Raw genomic sequence first — 17,559 nt, 5'->3', positions numbered from 1 at the left:
GCCTGGCGCCGACGCCGCGCGCGCTGGAGCTGCGCGAGCGGGTGCACGCGCTGGTGCTGGACGCGGAAAACGCGCTGCGCCCGGCCGGGACGCTGCGGCTGGACAGTTTGCAGCGCAGCTTCACCCTGCGCTGCAGCGACGGTTTCGCCGAGAACTTCGGCCCACGGCTGCTGGCGCGGCTGCAAGGCGAGGCGCCGGGCGTGCATCTGCATTTTCTGCCCAAGCGCGACAAGGACAATGCGCCGCTGCGCGACGGCGCGGTGGACCTGGACACCGGAGTGGTGGGCCACGAAGCCGGGCCGGAGTTGCGAGTGCGCATGCTGTTCCGCGACCGCTTCGTCGGCGTGGTGCGCGCCGGCCATCCGCTGACGGCCGGCGCCATCGACGTCGAACGCTACGCCGCCGGCCACCATGTGATGGTGGCCCGCCGCCGCGGACTGCTCGGCCCGGTGGACGAGGCGCTGAGCGCACAGGGACGGCAACGGAATGTCACGGTCACCGTGGGCGGCTTCGCCACCGCGCTGGCGCTGGCGCGCGCCAGCGATCTGATCGCCACCGTGCCGGAGCGTCACACCGGCCAGCTGCGCGCCGGACTGCACAGCTTCGCGCTGCCGCTGACGGTGGCGGAAATCACCGTTTCCATGATCTGGCATCCACGGCTGGACGCGGACCCGGCGCAGCAATGGCTGCGCGCCTGCGTCAAGGCGGTGTGCGATGAGCAATTGGCGGCGGAAAGCGCCGTGTGAAGCGCCGCTCCACGCCTAAGAACCTGTTTACGANNTTCCGCTTTTTCGCTCGTTTTTGCCTTGTCTCGCCTTAGCTCGCGAGATCGTAAACACGTTCTAAACGTAAATCTCGCCCTTCAGATACAGCCGCGCCTGCCCCAGCAAAGCCACTTCCCCGCCTTCCAGCCGGCATTCCAGGCTGCCGCGGCGCGCGCCGCCCTGGCGCGCCTGCAAACGGGTCTTGCCCAGTACGCCGGCCCAGTACGGCGCCAGCCAGCAGTGAGCCGAGCCGGTGACCGGGTCTTCGTCGACTCCTACGCCGGGGCCGAACCAGCGACTGACGAAATCGCAATCCGCGCCGCGCGCGGTCACCGCCACCCCGCGCTTGGGCAAGCCGCGCAGCCGCTGGAAGTCCGGCCGCAGCGCCGCCAGCCGCGCAGCGTCGTCCAGTACCACGATGTAGTCGTCGGCGGCCAGCACTTGGCCGGTGTCCAGGCCCAGCGCCGCCAGCAGGCCGGGCGGCTCGGCGCAGGGCCGCGGCGTCACCGCGGGGAAGCGCAGCTCGATGCGCTCGCCGTCATGCCGCGCCGTCAATTCGCCGCTGCGGGTCTGGAAGGCGATGCGCTCGCCGCGCCAGCCCAACTGATGGAACAACACCCAGGCACTGGCCAGCGTGGCGTGGCCGCACAAATCCACCTCGGTGGTCGGCGTGAACCAGCGCAGCGCCATCCGCTCGCCGTCCGCGACAAAAAAAGCGGTCTCGGACAGATTGTTTTCCATCGCGATGGCTTGCAGCGCGGCGTCCGGCAGCCAGGCCGACAACGGGCACACCGCCGCCGGATTGCCGTGGAACACCGCGTCACAGAACGCGTCCACCTGATAGATAGGGATGTTCATGCCTTGTCCTCCCGCGCATCGCCGCGGATTTCGTCCAGATAGTTGTAGACGGTGTAGCGGCTGACGCCCAGCGCCTCGGCCGCGCGCTCCACCCCGCCTTTGACGATGAACAGGCCCTGCTCCAGCATCTGCGCCACAGCCTGTTTCTTGTCCGCCTTTTTCATCCGCGCCAGCGGCTTGCCGCCGCGCTCCAGCGCCTGGGCGATGATGTCCTGCATCGCTTCGTCCATCGCCGGCGGCTCCGGCGCCGTCCGTTGCGGCGGCGGCGCTCGGCCCACCAGCGCCTGCAGGCAGGCCAGCGCCGCTTCCAGCTCGCTGCGGTCGCTGTTCAGGCACAGCGCGGCGAAGGGTTCGCCGGCGGCGGTCTTGAAGACGGCGCTGGCGGACAGCAGCCGCCGGCCGTCGCGGCTCAGGGTATGGTAGCCGGACACCAGCGCCGGTTCCGCGCCGCCCTGACGCATCGCCTGTTCGATGGCGGCGAAGCCGCGGTCGCCAGCCGGGCCGCCGAGGATGGCGTCACCGGCCTGACGGCCGGACACATGGCCGTTCTCGATGGCGATGATGGAGCGCTCCGGCCGGCCCAGATCATGCAACACCACCTCGGTGTGCGCATCCACCATGGCGCCCACCAGCTTGACCGTGGCGCTCAAGGCGCGCAGCACCGCCTGCTTTTCCGCCTGCTTCGGATCGTCCATGCGCCCGCCCGTCAACGGTAAAGGCTGAACTTGCGCGTCAGCGCGCCCAGTTCGGCCTCGTCGCCGCACAAGGCCACGCCCCAATACTCCAAGGCGGCGGCCGGGGTGGCCGCGGTGCGGCGCAGTTGTTCCGCGCTGCCGCCCTCGGCCATGGTGTCGGTGAAATCGACGCAGGCCACGCCGGCTTCGGCGGCGGCCTGGCGCAGCCGTTCCAGCTTGGCGGAGTTGTCGGCGCGCAGCACGATGAAGGGATCGGCCGAGATCGCCGGATGCACGCCGCCGTCGGCGTCCACATAATCCACGTGGTTTGCCGCCGCGTCCGCGCGCCGCAGCCGGCAGGCCAGCGCCAACGCCAGATGGCCCAGCACATTCATCGCCCGGCCCGGCTCCAGCCGCTTGTGGATCACCGCCACGTATTTGCGTTCCGCCTCACTCATCGCCACCGTCCTCCGCCTCATGCTCCGCGCGCAACAAGGCGTAATTGGCCAGCGACAGATAGCGGCCGTCCTTCCATTCGCACTCGCGGCTGACGCCCTCCAGGGTAAAGCCGACGCTCCGCAACAGTTTGCCGGAGCCCAGATTGTCCACTTCCACTTGCGCGTAGACGCGGTTGAGCGGGAAGCGGCGATAAGCCAGCCTCAGGAAACCGCGCAGGGCTTCCCGCATATAGCCGCGGCCCCAGTGTTCCGGCAGCAGCCAATAGCCCAGTTCGGCGCAATGGTGCTGTTCCGACCAGGAGCTGATGCCCACCGCGCCCAGGAAGCGCCCATCCTCCCGCGTTTCCAGCGCCAGCCACAGGCCGCTGCCGTCGGCGCGGATGTCGTCGAACCAACGCATCTGCGCGCGGCAGTCCTCCTCGCTGGCGTAATGGATGCCGTAATGTTTGATCACTTCCGGGTGCGACAGCCCGTAAAACACATTGGGCAAATCCTCGGCGCGAAATTCGCGCAGCGCCAAGCGCTCCAATTGCAACATCGTTTCCCCTTCATGCCAGCGGCCCAAGCTCGAATCTCGTTGGGCTTGGGCCGCCACAATTCAACAATTTGTTGAAATTTACATTTTTGGTTGAATTATTGCAAGCGCGGCTCCACGCCGTACACCGCGTCGCGCAGATCGGAAACGAAGCGCCCGGACATGCCTTCATACAAGGTATTGGTGAAAGCCACCACGCTCAGGCCGCGCGCGCGGTCCACAAACCAGGAATGGCCGTAAGCGCCGCCCCAGCGCCAAGTGCCGGGCGATTCCGGCGACGCGGCGGCGGCCGGATCGCGCAGCACCGAGAAACCCAGGCCGAAACCGAAGCCGGGCATTTCCGGCAGTTCCTGCGCTCCGGTGTGATTGCGCCCCATCTCGTCCACCCATTCCGGCGGCAGCAGCGGCGCGCCGCCCTGGCGCAGCGCCTCCAGCAAGCGCAGCAAATCGTCGGCGCTGCCCACCATGCCCGCGCCGCCGGACGGATAGGCGCCGGCGTCCAGCGCCCGCTGCGGCGCAAAGCGTATCCCCACCGTGCCTTCGAACGGCGCCACTATCGCCGGCTGCTCCATCCGCCACGGTTCGGCCTCGCCATTGACGTAGATCGCGGCCAGGCGCTGCGGCGCCAAGGCATGGAAATCGGTGTCGTCCATGCCCAGCGGCGCAGTGACCCAGCGGCGCACCGCCTGCGGCAGCGGCTCGTCCGCCACCCGCTCCACCAGCGCGCCCAACACGTCGGTGGCCAGCGAATAGCCCCAGGACTGGCCGGGCGGATACAGCAGCGGCACGCTGGCGATGCGGCGCAGGTTCTCCGCCAACGAGAGGCCGTCGGCATCCATGCCGTCGGACACTCCGGCGCGGGCATAGGGCCCGTCGCCGTCTTCCTCAAAGAAGCGATAGCCCAGGCCGGCGGTATGGCTGAGCAGCTGCCGCAGCGTGATCCGCGCCGGCGTTCCATCCGCCAGCCGCGGCCGAAACTCCGGCAGCCAGCGGGCGATGTCCTCGTCCAGGTCCAGCCGCCGCCGCGCCGCCAGCGCCATCGCGGCCGTGGAAACAATGGGCTTGCTGACGGAAGCAAGCCGGAACAGCGCATCCTCCCGCATCGGCACGCCGGCCTCCCGGTCAGCCCAGCCGGCGGCGCGGCGGTAGGCCGGCGTGCCGTCCTTGGCCACCAGCACTACCGCTCCCACCAGCCGCCGCTCGCTCAGCGCCTGCTCCAGCACCGCGTCCACGCGCGCGTCCAGGCCAAGCTCCGCGCGGCTTGGCCGCACGCTGCATTCCACATTCGACATATCGCTTCCTTTGGCTGCAAAACAGCCAACAACGATAAGCGACCGCCGCGCCGGGAAAAAGCGGGCGGCGCTCCGCTCTGTCGTGAGAAATTGTCCGGAATGGCAGGCCGGCGCTCACAGGCTGGCGCGTATGATGTCCGCCGCCCGCTCCAGCTCGCGCCGCGTCACCAGGCTGCTGCAAGTGAAGCGCAGCAAGTCCGGCTTCCAGGCCAGCGCCAACACGCCCCGCTCCGCCAGCCGCGCCGCCGCGGCCTTGGCGTCCGCCGCCTCGATGAACACCATATTGGTCTCCACCGGGTATTTGAGCCGCGCCGCTTCGCCCAGCCTGCGCCCCAGCCAGGCCGCATTGTCATTGTCTTGCTGCGTCACTTGCTGCCAATGCCGCATCTTGTCCAGCGCCACGCCGGCCATCAATCCGGACTGGTGCAGGCTGCCTCCCTGCCACTTGCGGAAGATCTTGGCCGCCTCGATCTTGTGGGCCGGCCCGGCCAGGATGGAGCCGAACGGCGCGCCCACGCCTTTGGAAAAGCAAAAGTTCAACATGTCCGCCGGCCGCGCATAACGCGCCGGCGACAGATCCAGATGACTGCAGGCATTGAGCACTCGCGCGCCGTCCAGGTACAGGCTGAGGCCCATTTCGTCGCACAGCGCGCGCACGCGCAGCATCTCGTCCACCGGATAGACGATGCCGCCGTAGCTGTTGATGCTGCTCTCTATCGCCACCACCTTGGGCACCGCGTACAGGCTGGACCAGCGCGCCTTGGCGTGGATGGCGATGCGCGCTTCGTCGGCGGTGAGCACGCCATTCCGGCTATGGTAGGCATTCAGCACCAGGCCGCTGTTGGCGCTGACCGCCGAGGACTCGAAGAAGCTGATGTGATAGCCCACCTCGGTGACGATCTCATCGCCGGGCGCCGCCAGACAGCGCAGGCCCACCTGATTGCTCATGGTGCCGGAGGGCATGAACAAGGCCGCCTCCTTGCCGAACAGCTCGGCGCAGTAGGCTTCCAGTTCACGCACATAGCGGTCTTCGCCGTAACAGTCGTCGCCGATCTTGGCGAAATCCAGCGCTTCCACATCGCGCTTGCTGACCCGCGTCAGAGTGTCGCTTCTCAAATCGATGATGTCCGGCATGTCTGGTCCCGTTGGCGAACGTCGGTTGGAGGATGGCAAGCGGCGGCAAGGAAAACCTCGGGCGAGGACAGCCGCCGCGCTATTGGCATGCCAATCAAATGCGAAGCAAATGCTAGGGGCCGGCCATCAATGATTCAACACGACTTTCGACAAGGTTGACGCTGCCCAAGCGGCTAGTTATTCGTACGGAGTGCGATTTTACGCTGGAGAACTAACATGGTAGCCACGCCGCCAATCAGCGAGGCCATCATGAGAAACCTGAACTATCACGGCTTGTGGATAGGCCTGCTGCTCTTGGACATCACCGCGCTGGCGATGCTGCCGTGGCTGACGGAACGGCCTTTCTCCCGCTCCCTGCACACCAGTCATTTCGCGCTGGGCCTGCTGGTCACCGCGCTGGCGGCCGCGCCGATGATCCGCTTCCTGGTCATAGGCTGGGGCGCCCGCTACGAGGAATTCCGCAACCGGCTCAACAACGGCGCGCTGGTCTATTACCTGCGCCAGTTCTGGCAGCCGCGCACCGACAAGCACCCGCAACTGAGCACCTGGCCGTTGCCTGAGAACGAAGAAGTGGAAGCCGCCGCCGAGCAATTGTTCGAGCAGATCTACCGCGAGCACTACGGCCGCGCCGCCTTCCTCACCCCGATGCTGCTGATGCTGATCGCCACTCTGTGCATGAGCGTGCTCTACCTGCTCGCCGTCAACGACCAACTGACGCTGCCGTTCGACGCGCAGATCGTCTGCGCCGCCATTGCCGGCGCCTATCTGTTCGTGGTCAGCGACATGGTGCTGAGCGTGCGCAAGCGCAGCCTCAATGTGGCGGACGTGTACTGGTACGCGCTGCGCATGATGCTGGCCATCCCCATCGGCGCGGCCGTCAGCGCCGCCGGCGCCGCCGAAACCGTCTCCGCCGCGCAAACCGTGTCCGCCTTCGCAGTAGGCGCCTTTCCGATGGATACGCTGTTCAAACTGCTGCGCCGGCTGGTGGCGCTGAACCTGAACGCCAAGGAACAGCCGCAGGAAAACGACCAATTGATCCAACTGGAAGGCGTGACCGCCAATATTTCCGCCGCGCTGGCGGCCGAGGGCGTCAACTCCATCGAACAATTGGTGTGCATCGACCCGGTGCTGCTCTCCATCCGCACCGGCTTTCCGTTCAAATTCGTGTTGCGGCTGGGCTCGCAAGCCATCGTCTGGCGGCACTTCGGCCAACACGCCGCCGTCCTGTCCGCCATGGGGCTGGCGGACGCGCCCGCCATCGTCACCCTCAACGAAATGCTGAAAAAAGAAGCCGGCTCCGCGCTGCGTCAGCAGGCGGACAATGTGATCGCCGACATCGTCGCGCGCTTGCAGGCCAAGGACGGCGTCGTGCTGAGCGCCGACACCGTCAAATTCAACTTCCGCCAGGTAGGCAAGGAAAACTACACCCGCTTCCTGATGGCGGCGCAAAAACAGGGCGGCCACGCCCGGCCGCCCTTACGGCCGGTGCATGGCTTCCCACACGCGGCCTGAGAACCTGTTCAAAGTCTCGCGAGCAAGGGCGAGACAAGGCGAAAACGAGCGAAAAAGCGGAATGTACAAGTGGTACATGAGCATTTTGAGCTCGTTTTTAACGCCGTATCGCTGAAGCGCAGCAGACTTTGAACAGGTTCTGAGAACCCATTGACGGTCAATAGCGTCTCAGGCCTGGGCCTCCAGCACGCACTTGGCGATCTGCGCGTCCTGCACCGCCAGCCCGGTCAGATCCGCCAGCGTGATCTCGTCCTCGCTTTGCCGGCCCGGCTGCTCGCCGGCCAGCAGCCGCCCCAGTTCCGCCAGCCGTTCGCGCTCCAGCAATCCGGCGGCCAACGCATGCGACACCTCGCCGTAAGCCGCGCACTGCGCGACGGAATCCACCACGATGCGGTCCGCGCCGGCCACCAGTTCCAGCGCCAGCTCCTGCTTGCCGGCGGCGTCCGCGCCCACCGCGGTGACATGGCTGCCGGGCCGCAGCCAGCCGGCTTGCAGAATGGGCCGGCTGGACGGCGTGCAGGTGACGATCAGCCGGCAGGCGCGCGCCAGCGCTTCCGCGTCCAGCGTGGTCCGCACACGGTAGCCCTCGGCCTCGAACTCGGCGGCGAAGGCCGCCAGCTCGGTCTCGGAACGCCCCCACACCCATGCATCGCGGCACGGCGTCACCGCCTGCAAGGCGCGCAATTGCAGCCGCGCCTGCAAGCCGGTGCCGACGATGCCTATCGCCTCCACCCGGCTGGGCGCCAAGACCCGCGCCGCCAGCCGCCCGGCCAGCGCGGTGCGCCAGGCGGTGAGCCAGCCCTCGTCCCGCAGCAGCGCCAGCGGCGCGCCGGTTCGGGCGCAGAAGCAAAGCACCAGGCCCTGATTGCTGGGCAAGCCGCGCTTGGGATTGTCATAGAAACCGGAGGACACCTTGACCGCGAACAGGCTCTCGCCTTCCACATGGCCGGATTTCACGCAGCAATCGCCGTTGGCCGCCGCAAAGGCGAAATGCTGCACCGGCGGCAGTTGCGCGCGCCCGGCGGAATAGGCGATGAAGCCCTGGCGCAGCAGCGCTTCCGCCCGCTCCAGATCCAGCCGCGCCAGGATTTCATCCTTGTTGAAGATTTTCATGACACCGCCTTCACAAACTTATCCAGCACGATGTTGCGGCCACACAGCACCACCGCCACTTTCTTGCCGTGGTAGCGCGGCGCCTGCTGCAACAGGCCGGCCAGCGCCACGCCCGCCGCGCCCTCCAGCATCCAGCGCTCGCTTTGGGCCAGCAAGCGCAGCGCCGTGCGGATCTCCGCCTCGCTGACCAGCGCGCAATGGCGGATCAGGGCCTGGCACAGCTCGAAAGTCACCGCGCCGGGCTCCACCCCGCCGGCGGTGCCATCGGACAGGGTGTCGCCCTCGTCCACCTCGACGATGCGGCCGGCCTGCAGGCTGGCGTGCATGGTGGCCGCCGCCGATGGCCAGCAGCCCACCATTTCCGCGCCGGGCGCCAGGCGCCGCAAGGCCGTTCCGATGCCGGAAATCAGGCCGCCGCCGCCCACGGAGACAAAGACCGCGTCCAGCTCCGGGCACTGCTCGGCCAGCTCCATGCCCACTGTGCCCTGGCCGGCCACCACCTCCAGATCGTTATACGGCGACACGAAGGGCAATCCCGCCCGCCGCGCCGCCGCGCCGGCGCTCAATTCCGCCGCCAGCGCGTCGCCGTCCACCAGCTTCAACTCCGCGCCCAGCGCGCGGATCGCATCCAGCTTCACCGCGGCGGCGGACGCCGGCGCGTACACCGTCACCGGCACTTGCAGCAGCCCGCCGGCCAAGGCCACCGCCTGGCCGTGGTTGCCGGTGGACGCGGCGATCACCCCGTCTCGCCGCGCCGCCGGGTCCAGCAGCCGCAGCTTGTTGCTGGCGCCGCGGAATTTAAAAGAACCGGTGCGCTGCAGATGCTCGCACTTCAGATACACCTCGCAGCCGGTCAGGGCGGACAAGGCCGGGCTGTGCTCCAGCGGCGTGACCCGCGCCTGCGGGCGGATGGCCTGGTGGGCGGCGGCGATGGCGTCGAACAGGGAATCCAGTGTCATGCTTGCTCCTTCAGCTCTTTCAAATGCTTGAAAACCGTGGCGCGGCCCATGCCCAGCACATTGGCCACGTAGTTGGCGGCGTTCTTGCCGCGAAACGCGCCCTCGTGCAGCAGCGCCTCCACCAGCTCGCGCTTGTGCTCGCGGTTGAGAATGGACAGGCTCAGCTGGCGCTGTTGCAGCCAGCCGTGGATGAAACGGTTGATGCGCTCCTGCCAATCGTCCTCGAACAACAAGGCCGGCTGCGCCACCAGCTTGCTGCCGGACAAGAACAGGTCCAGTGCCGCCCGCGCGCCCTCGAACACCGAGATGTCCAGGTTCACGCACATCATTCCGAGCGCGGCGCCGGCGTCGTCGCGCAGCACCACGCTGATGGAGCGCAGCTTGCGGCCATCCCAGTTCAGTTTTTCGTAAGGGCCGATCACCGTCGCGTCCGGCGTGTTTTCCAGCTCTTCCAGGCCGGAATCGTCGCCCAGCTCGCGCTTGGAGAAATTGTTGGCGATATAGGCCACGGACTGGGTGGCCAGGTCATGCAGCACCACCTCGGCATAGGGGTAGAACAAGGTGGCGATGGCGTCGGTGATGGACTGGTAACGGGACAGCATGGCGGCACTCGAATTGGATCAATAAATCCAGTTTAGACTCAAAAATCCAAAATTAAAACAAAAAAGTCCAATATGGACTTAAAAATCCACAGCTAAAGCCAAGAACGAAAAAGCCGGCATCGCCGGCTTCTGGATCAGGACAGAGCCAAGAGATGCAAACACGGGCTCCAAACGCGGCAAAACGTCATCAGCGCCCCAGTTGCAAACGCGGCGCGCCAAACGGCACCGGCTCACCGTTGGGATAGGCGTGCGGCCACACCAAGGGCGGCGTGCTCCAGGCGAAGTCCTGGCCTTCGAACGCGATGAAATAAGCCTGCCAGCCCGGCTGCGCGGCATCCGGCCGGAACTCGAAGCTGCAACTGCCGCGGCGGCACTGGCCCTCGATCGCCTTGGGCTGATAACGAATACCGGAATTGAAGCGGAAATCCCGGCTCTTGGGATTGCTCGCCAGCCACAGCGTGGCCTTGCCCGCCTCCCGCGCCGTCACCTTGACGCGCAGACGGCCGCTGGCCGGGTCCGCGTCCACCTGCGCCCGCGGCATCGGCTTGCCGGCCAGCCAGCGGCGCATGAACTGCCGCAAGGCCTGGCCGATCTGATCGCCCTTCACATAATGCGACTGATTGGGCAGATAGCGCAGCTGGGTGGGGCCGGCGAAGTCCGGCAGATAACTCCAGGCGGAATCCGGCACCGCGAAATCGTCGCCGGAGGCGGAAATCATATACTTGCTCAAACGCGCCATCCCGACGCGGTAATGGATCACATCCTCGAAGCGCAACAAGGCGTCCAGGCCAGGCCCGCCCTGCAGCACATCCTCGGTGATGCCGTTGCGCTGGTAATCGCGCAGCGCCACCGGCCATTGCTGGCCGTAGCTGTTGTAAACATGGGTGAAGTTGACGCGCACATTCCAGAAATCCGCCACCACCGGCACGATGGCGCTCACCCGCTTATCGTTCAGACCGGCCAGCCAAGCGGCCCAGCCGCGCTTGGACGCGCCGGCCAGCACGAAACGCTCGCTGCCCGGCAAGCTGCGCTGCAAGGCGTCCATCGTCGCGCTCACCGCCTGCGTCATCGGCAAGTGCAGGGAACTGAAGCGCTCCGCCTGCGGCTGATCCACCGTTTTACGCCAGGAATAGGCCACCAGCGCGTCCTCGCGGCCGGCCGGCTGCTCGTCCAATTGCAAATCCTGGTTCGGCACGAAATACAGCTCGGCCACCGGCACGCCCAGATCGCGCGCCAGCGCCTCCGCCGGCAAGCGATCCGGCAACTTGGGCGGCTGCGCGTGATTGCTGCCGCCGTTCACATACAGCAGCACCGGCGCGCCCGGCTTGCGCTGCAAGGGCAGGACCAGCTTGTACTGCTGCTCCCACAGCGGCGCATTGCTGTTGATGCCACTGCCGGCCCCCGGCCATTGCTGCGACACCATCCGGTACATGCGCACCTCCACCCCGTCCTCCACCACCGAGCTGAGCAGCTCGGCCGGCTGCTGGCTGGCCTTGGCCTGTTGCAAATAGTCGGCGACAACGGTGGATGCGGGCTGAGCCGGCAAGGATTTGGCCGGCGCGACGGCGGGCCATGACAAGCACAGCGCGACGCAGGCGCGCAGCGCGAGAGGGAGGGAAGCGTTCATCGGCGGAATATATTAATTGTTAGAGAGTGGGTGCTAGATTTTGCAAGGTTTAGGGTAAACACTCAAGTCCTTGCCGCATCCAGCCACTCCCATACCGGCAAGCCCATCCTCAAACCAACAGCGAGCGCGGAGCCCGGCGCGCCGTCCGCAACACGGCGACGACCATGGCCAGGGTCACGGCGGCCAGAGCGGCGGCCAGCAGCGTGATGGCGTTGAAGGCCCAGCCCATCTCCAGCACCCTGCCGCCCAGCCAGGCGCCGATGGCATTGCCCAGATTGAAGGCGCCGATATTCAAGGTGGACGCATAGGCGGCGGCATTGCCGGCCACCTTGATGATCAGCGCTTGCAGCATCATGCCCACCGCGAAGGACAGCCCGCCCCACAACACCATGCACGCCAGCGCCGGATACAGGCTGGCGCTGGCCCAGTAAAACGCGACCAGCACCGCAATCAGGCAAGGCAGGGTCAGCGTCAGCGCCCTCGGCAGGTTCCAGTCGGCCAGGCGTCCGCCCAGCAAGCCGCCTATGGTGATGCCGACGCCGCAGACGAAGAGCGCCGCCGTGGCCACCTTGGCCTCCACATGGGTCACTTGCAACAGCACCGGCACGATATAGGTGAAGAAGGCGAACATGCTGGCCGACGCCATCACGCTGGTGGCCAGTCCCAGCCAGATCACCGGCCGGCGCAGGTCCGAACCGTGGCCGGCGGGCGCCGACGGGCTGGCCCGTCCGGCCGGAACGAAGCCGGCGATCAAGGCCGCGGCCAACAGGCCCAGCAGCATGACCGCCAGGAAGGTGGCGCGCCAGCCCTGCAACTGTCCCAGCAAGGAGCCCAAGGGCACGCCCAGCACATTGGCCAAGGTCATGCCGCTGAGCATCAGCACCATGGCCTGGGCCTCCTTGCCCGGCGGAGCCAGCCGCGAGGCCAACACCGCGGCGGTGCCGATGAAAGAAGCATGGCTGAACGCGGTGAACACCCGCGCCAGCATCAGCCAGCCAAAACCGGGGGCCAGCAGGCAGCCGGCATTGCCCACCACGAACATCAGCATCAACGCCAGTAAGGCGGTTTTTTCGCGCATGGCGCGGAGCGCGATGCCGATGACCGGCCCGCCTATCACCACCCCTAGCGCGTAACCGGACACCAGATGGCCGCTGGCTGGAATAGAAATGGCCATATCGCTGGCGATTTCCGGCAACAGCCCCATCACCACGAATTCGGCGGTGCCGATGGCGAAGGCGGCAATCGCCAGCGCGAACAGCGGCATAGTCATCAATTTGCCCGTATTCATCGCGGCTCCGGCATCCACTGCGGCGCGGCAGCGGCCACGCCCATCAAAAACAATGAAAGATACAAACAAGCTAGGCCAGGCCGTTTCAATGTGCGCGCAACCATGCGTTCCTCCTCGCAAAAATGCCAGCTCGCCCCCGGCGCGCGGCCGGCGGATTGGCTGTGTTAAAGTCCGAGGCCAAACTCTAATGCCAGCGCCATCTTTCGATAAAGTAAGCCTGCGCTCCAGATTGCATGGACAGATTTGTCCGGAAAGGCGTGGAAATGCTCAGTTCCATTCAGGACCTGGCCCTGTTCGTTCAAGTGGCGGAGCTGCGCAGCTTTGTCATGACGGGGCAGCGGATGGGGATCTCCGCCTCCGCCGTCGGCAAGCGCATCAGCCGGCTGGAAGCCAGGCTGCAAGTATCGCTGTTCAAGCGCACCACCCGCAGCATCACCCTCACCGCCGAGGGCCAGCACTTGCTGGAGCGGGCCTTGGGCCTGCTGCAAGAGCTGGACAGCATCCAAGATGAACTTGGTGCCGGCATGACCCAGGCCAAGGGCAAGATACGCATCAGCCTGCCGCCCATCAGCGATGTGTTCCTGGATTACTTTGCCCAATTCAACTCGCTCTATCCCGAAATAGAACTGGAATTGGATTACTCGGACACACTGGTCGACATCATCAACGATGATTTCGATTTCGCGCTGAGAACCGGCGCGGCCGGCTGCGGCGCGATCAAGGCAATCCAAGCGCTGCCGCTGGGCAGCTTCCGCAGGATCATGGTCGCCTCCGACGCCTATCTGGCTCGGCACGGCATTCCACGCGGCATCGATGATTTATCGCGGCATAAATGCCTGCATTACCGCTCGCCCAATACCGGCAAAGTGGAAGCCTGGCATCTTGGCGACGAGGACGAGATGAAACTGCCGGCCTCGCTGGTCTGCAATAGCCTGGAGGCCAGGAAACACTTTGCGCTCAAGGGGCTGGGCATCGCCTATCTTCCCGACATCTCCATCGCCATGGAATTGCGGGAACGGAGACTGACCCCCATCCTGCCGCAATGCACCAGCCGGGACATCCAGCTCAGCGTGCTCTGGTCGCGCAAGAAAAGAGAAACCGCGCGCCACAAAGCGTTCATCGATTTCTGCGGCGGCATCCATCTAAACGACGCGCTGAACCCCAACTAGCCGGCGGGCCACCCGCCCTCGCCGCGCGGTGCGCTATAAAGAAGCCATGCGCCGTGGCGAACCCGCCGTGGCGGTCAAAGCACAATGAAGCCTGGTTTCCATTCAGCCTTGATCAGGCGGAGGGATTTATGCGGCGGCGCGAACTTCTACTGGCATCCCTGGCTCTGCTGGCCGTCCCCTGGCGGGCGGCGGCCGCGGCGCAGCCGGCCGTCACCATGGTGCTGAAATCGCTGAAGAATCCGTTTTTCGAATTGATGACCGCCGGCGCGCGCAAACATCACGCCCAGCACCGCGCCGAATACCGGCTGACGCTGGACGGCGTACCGGAAGAATCCGACGTGGCCGGGCAGGTCAAGATCATCGAAACCAGCATCGCGCGCCGCGACCAGATCCTGATCATCACGCCGGCGGATTCCCGCGCCATCATCCCGGCGCTGATCAAGGCGATACAGAGCGGCATGCTGGTGATCAATCTGGACAACAAGCTGGACGACCGCGCGCTGGCCGGCCACGGCGTCAACATTCCCTTCGTCGGCCCCAGCAATTTCAACGGCGCGCGCGCGGTGGGGGATTATGTGCTGCGCGCGCTGAAACCGCGCAGCAAGGTGGGCGTGATCGAGGGCCTGCCCGGCTCCATCAACGCCAAGGCGCGCAGCGACGGCTATCGCGAGGCGATCGCCAACGCCGGCATGAGCCTGGCCGGCATCGCCTGGGGCGACTGGGAGCGGGACAAGGGCCGCGCCGCCGCCACGGCGCTGCTGCGGCAAACGCCAGACCTGGCCGCGCTCTTGTGCGGCAACGACAATATGGCGATAGGCGCGGCGCAGGCGCTGAGCGAGCTGAAGCGCGACGGCAAGGTCTTGATCGGCGGCTACGACAATATCCCGGAAATGGCCGCGCTGCTGGCGGCCAAACGCATCTACGCCACCGCGGACCAGCACCCGGCGCTGCAGGCGGAGCAGGCAATCCGGCTGGGCCTGGAATCCTTCAACAAACGGCTGACGCAGAGCGAGATGCAGAGCATCGTGCGCACGCCGGTGGACCTGGTGAAATCCTGACCATGGCGCTCGCTCGCGCATGCCTGGCGGCGGTGATGGCGCTGCCCTGCGGCTGGACACCGGCCCAACCCGCGCTGACGGTGGTGGCGGACGCGCATCCGCCCTTCCTGCTGCCGGCCCGCGATGGCCTGGCCGGCCCCTACGCGGAAGCATTCCATTACCTGGCGGGCAAGGCCGGGCTGGAGGTGGCGCTGAAAACGGCGCCGGCCAAACGGGCGCTGTTGCTGGCGGCGGCGGAAAAGAACACCTGCGCGCTGGACGTGAATTTTGATCAGGGCAAGGCGGAAACCCTCAGCTATGTGGCCGCCATCGCGCCGGTGGTGCTGCAGGCTTACGCCGCCGCCGGCAATGCCGCGCCATTCCGCAGCCTGAGCGATTTCCGGGGCCGGACGCTGGGCACGGTGGATATTGCCGAAGCGCGCGACCTGCTCAGCAGCGCCCAACTGCCCTACATCCCCATCGCCAAACCGGCGCTGGGCTTCAAGATGCTGGCGGCCAAGCGGCTGGAGGTCTTCGTCAGCGACACGCCGCCGCAACCGGACACCGGCCCGCCGCCGCGCAAGGTCTTGCTGCTGACGCCGGCCGAACGCTGGCTGGCCTGCAATCCCGACACCCCGCCGCCGGTATTGAGCAAGCTGCGCCAGGCGCTGCGCGCCGGCCTGTTCGCCAAGGACACCGCCGCCATCTGGCGCCAACACCATATGGACGCGTTCTTTCAGGAAACCTCCGCCACCTGGGCCCGCAACCGGCAATAGCCTCCCTCCCGCTCCTCGCCTGTCCCAAAGCGCAGGCTCCAATCATGCTCCTTGCATTAATCTTCAACGATAAGCCGCGCCATGCCCTGTTGGCGCGATAACTTCCAGCCGCCCGCTTTTAAAAACCCGGTTCGGGACTGTTTCCCGCCGCTTTCAGGAGCCATCCATGCTTGATCCCTATCGCCCGCTTGCACTGTCCGCCCTGGCTTTCTGCCTATTCTCGGCCACGCCGTCGCTGGCGGCGGAATGCCGCGTCACCGCGGACGTGAACGCCAGCGTCAAATCCATGACGGACAACACCGCGATGGAAGGCCATGTCAGCATCCATATCCGCGGCCAGCCCACCCAGGCGGGCAAATCGCAGTTCGACAGTTGGGATCAATTCAAGGCCGCCTTCACCACTTGGCAGAGCTACCCCGGTCCCAAGGGCCCCAAACCGGCCGTATGCGGCACCCGGGCGGCGGAATCCGATTGCGTGCCGGAGGGCACGCTCTATCCCAACGGCTGGCCCGGCGCGCGGCCCAGCACCTGCAAGCAGGTGAACGCGGCCGGAGCCTGCACCCAATCCACCCCGTTTCCCGCGGGAGAGCCCATTTACCTGTCTTTCCGCTATGCCAAGAACAGCAAGGGCAAGTGGATCCTGAATACCGCCTATCCCAGCCTGAACTCGAATTGCTCCTAAAAACCTGTTCACGATCTGCTGCGCGTCGGCGATACGGCGTTGAAAACGAGTTCAAAATGCTCATGTACCACCTGTACATTCCGTTTTTTCGCTCGTTTTCGCCTTGTCTCGCCCTTGCTCGCGAGACTTTGAGCAGGCCCTAAGCCACGAGCCTGGCCGCGCTTGGTAAAACTGCCAAGCGCGGTTGCACTGCGCCGCTGTCGCGTCCAGCTATGCTGGGCGCTCGACAAACTCGGGCGAGATGAGCGATGAAAAGCAAGATGGCGGCAGCCGCCGCAATCACGGCGCTGCTGAGCGGTGGCGCAGCCGCGGCCAATTGGCAACTGGCGTGGCAGGACGAATTCAACGGCGCGGCGCTGGACACCGCCAAATGGCGGCTGGAATCCGGCCCCGGCCCATGGGGCTTGCATGAGCTGCAGTACTACACCGCCGGAGACAATGTGGCCGTGCGCGACGGCGCGCTGCATATCACCGCGCGGCGGCAGGCCTACGGCGGCCGCGACTACACCTCGGCGCGCCTGCGCAGCCAGGCCGCCTGGCGCCACGGCCGGATCGAGGCGCGCATCAAGCTGCCTTACGGCCAAGGCATGTTTCCGGCGTTCTGGATGCTGAACCAACAATGGGATCAGCCCGCGCATTACGGCGAAATCGACATCCTGGAAATGGTGGGCAGCGAGGCCGGCGCGGAAAACGCCACCATCTGGGGCAGCGCGCACCGGCCCAAGCCCGGCGCGCCGGCCGGCACGGTGCAAACGGCGTCGGCCTCCTACGTCACGCCGGACCTGGGCTGGTTCAACGATCGCTTCCACGATTTCGCCGTGGAATGGTCGCCGGCGGCGATCCGCTATTTCGTCGACGGCCAGCTCTACCAGACGGTGACGATGAAAACCGACGGCGGCGACGGCTGGAGCGCCTTGCAAGAGCCGGCCTTCCTCGTGCTGAACCTGGCGGTGGGCGGCGACTGGGCCGGCGCGCCGGACGCGTCCACGCGCTGGCCGCAGGAAATGGTGGTGGACTATGTGCGGGTGTACCGCGACGCCGGCGAACCCGCCGCGCGCCGTCGGGCGCCGGCATCGGCC

The 17,559-nt window shown here is 66.3% G+C and carries 18 protein-coding genes; 7 read left to right on the top strand and 11 right to left on the bottom strand.

The annotated features are described in order from the left end of the window. Nucleotides 1-746: LysR substrate-binding domain-containing protein (locus LQT98_RS10340; protein ID WP_231462260.1), on the top strand; the 746-nt coding region annotated here is incomplete at its 5' end. 96 nt (nucleotides 747-842) lie between these two features. On the opposite strand, the gene LQT98_RS10335 is transcribed toward LQT98_RS10340, so the two are convergent. The 6 genes from LQT98_RS10335 to LQT98_RS10310 all read right to left on the bottom strand — a co-directional run bounded on the left by LQT98_RS10335 (nucleotide 843) and on the right by LQT98_RS10310 (nucleotide 5,715). Beyond that, nucleotides 843-1,622: a PhzF family phenazine biosynthesis protein gene (locus tag LQT98_RS10335; protein ID WP_231462259.1), complete on the bottom strand. Its 780-nt coding sequence runs from the start codon at nucleotides 1,620-1,622 to the stop codon at nucleotides 843-845. Then, complete coding sequence (locus LQT98_RS10330) at nucleotides 1,619-2,317, bottom strand: helix-turn-helix transcriptional regulator (protein WP_231462257.1); 699 nt, start codon at nucleotides 2,315-2,317, stop codon at nucleotides 1,619-1,621. Before LQT98_RS10330 ends, LQT98_RS10335 begins: the two co-directional genes overlap by 4 nt. Nucleotides 2,318-2,328: 11 nt before the next feature. Further along, a complete protein-coding gene (locus tag LQT98_RS10325) occupies nucleotides 2,329-2,754 on the bottom strand; it encodes a DUF2000 domain-containing protein (RefSeq protein ID WP_231462256.1) in 426 nt (141 codons plus the stop codon). Continuing rightward, a complete protein-coding gene (locus LQT98_RS10320; protein ID WP_231462255.1) occupies nucleotides 2,747-3,292 on the bottom strand; it encodes a GNAT family N-acetyltransferase in 546 nt (181 codons plus the stop codon). The genes LQT98_RS10325 and LQT98_RS10320 overlap by 8 nt, the downstream gene beginning before the upstream one ends. Before the next feature lie 95 nt (nucleotides 3,293-3,387). Next, on the bottom strand, nucleotides 3,388-4,581 hold the full coding sequence (locus LQT98_RS10315) for a serine hydrolase domain-containing protein (protein WP_231462254.1): 1,194 nt from the start codon (nucleotides 4,579-4,581) through the stop codon (nucleotides 3,388-3,390). A gap of 114 nt (nucleotides 4,582-4,695) precedes the next feature. After that, nucleotides 4,696-5,715: a threonine aldolase family protein gene (locus LQT98_RS10310; RefSeq protein ID WP_231462253.1), complete on the bottom strand. Its 1,020-nt coding sequence runs from the start codon at nucleotides 5,713-5,715 to the stop codon at nucleotides 4,696-4,698. Nucleotides 5,716-5,964: 249 nt separating this feature from the next. On the opposite strand from LQT98_RS10310, the gene LQT98_RS10305 reads away from it, so the two are divergent. Beyond that, the gene (locus tag LQT98_RS10305) at nucleotides 5,965-7,227 is read left to right on the top strand and encodes a hypothetical protein (protein ID WP_231462252.1); all 1,263 of its coding nucleotides are present in this window, start codon (nucleotides 5,965-5,967) and stop codon (nucleotides 7,225-7,227) included. A gap of 168 nt (nucleotides 7,228-7,395) precedes the next feature. On the opposite strand, the gene LQT98_RS10300 is transcribed toward LQT98_RS10305, so the two are convergent. From LQT98_RS10300 to LQT98_RS10280, 5 genes are all read right to left on the bottom strand, one after another. Further along, nucleotides 7,396-8,340, bottom strand: a complete 945-nt coding sequence (locus tag LQT98_RS10300; protein ID WP_231462250.1) for an ornithine cyclodeaminase family protein — start codon at nucleotides 8,338-8,340, stop codon at nucleotides 7,396-7,398. Continuing rightward, nucleotides 8,337-9,299: a threonine/serine dehydratase gene (locus tag LQT98_RS10295; RefSeq protein ID WP_231462249.1), complete on the bottom strand. Its 963-nt coding sequence runs from the start codon at nucleotides 9,297-9,299 to the stop codon at nucleotides 8,337-8,339. Before LQT98_RS10295 ends, LQT98_RS10300 begins: the two co-directional genes overlap by 4 nt. Further along, nucleotides 9,296-9,901: a helix-turn-helix transcriptional regulator gene (locus LQT98_RS10290; RefSeq protein WP_231462247.1), complete on the bottom strand. Its 606-nt coding sequence runs from the start codon at nucleotides 9,899-9,901 to the stop codon at nucleotides 9,296-9,298. The genes LQT98_RS10295 and LQT98_RS10290 overlap by 4 nt, the downstream gene beginning before the upstream one ends. 187 nt (nucleotides 9,902-10,088) lie before the next feature. Then, a complete protein-coding gene (locus LQT98_RS10285) occupies nucleotides 10,089-11,528 on the bottom strand; it encodes a PhoPQ-activated protein PqaA family protein (protein WP_231462246.1) in 1,440 nt (479 codons plus the stop codon). A 109-nt stretch (nucleotides 11,529-11,637) separates the two neighbouring features. Next, entirely contained in the window at nucleotides 11,638-12,816 is a 1,179-nt protein-coding gene (locus LQT98_RS10280) for an MFS transporter (protein WP_231462245.1), read from the bottom strand. Between the two features lie 263 nt (nucleotides 12,817-13,079). Between LQT98_RS10280 and LQT98_RS10275 the strand changes: the two genes are divergently transcribed. From LQT98_RS10275 to LQT98_RS10255, 5 genes are all read left to right on the top strand, one after another. Then, nucleotides 13,080-13,985 (top strand): LysR family transcriptional regulator, encoded by a 906-nt coding sequence (locus tag LQT98_RS10275; protein ID WP_231462244.1) that lies wholly within the window; start codon nucleotides 13,080-13,082, stop codon nucleotides 13,983-13,985. 128 nt (nucleotides 13,986-14,113) lie between these two features. Beyond that, nucleotides 14,114-15,043, top strand: a complete 930-nt coding sequence (locus LQT98_RS10270; RefSeq protein WP_231462243.1) for a substrate-binding domain-containing protein — start codon at nucleotides 14,114-14,116, stop codon at nucleotides 15,041-15,043. A 2-nt stretch (nucleotides 15,044-15,045) separates the two neighbouring features. Further along, nucleotides 15,046-15,798: a hypothetical protein gene (locus LQT98_RS10265; protein WP_231462242.1), complete on the top strand. Its 753-nt coding sequence runs from the start codon at nucleotides 15,046-15,048 to the stop codon at nucleotides 15,796-15,798. Nucleotides 15,799-15,964: 166 nt separating this feature from the next. Continuing rightward, complete coding sequence (locus tag LQT98_RS10260; protein ID WP_048411691.1) at nucleotides 15,965-16,480, top strand: hypothetical protein; 516 nt, start codon at nucleotides 15,965-15,967, stop codon at nucleotides 16,478-16,480. A 248-nt stretch (nucleotides 16,481-16,728) separates the two neighbouring features. Beyond that, nucleotides 16,729-17,559, top strand: an 831-nt coding sequence (locus LQT98_RS10255) for a glycoside hydrolase family 16 protein (protein WP_231462240.1), incomplete at its 3' end; no start/stop codon positions are given.

Origin of the sequence: Chromobacterium aquaticum, assembly GCF_021129195.1 — a bacterium.
Taxonomy (GTDB): Bacteria; Pseudomonadota; Gammaproteobacteria; order Burkholderiales; family Chromobacteriaceae; genus Chromobacterium; species Chromobacterium aquaticum.
This window is presented reverse-complemented; position numbering and strand designations above follow the sequence as displayed.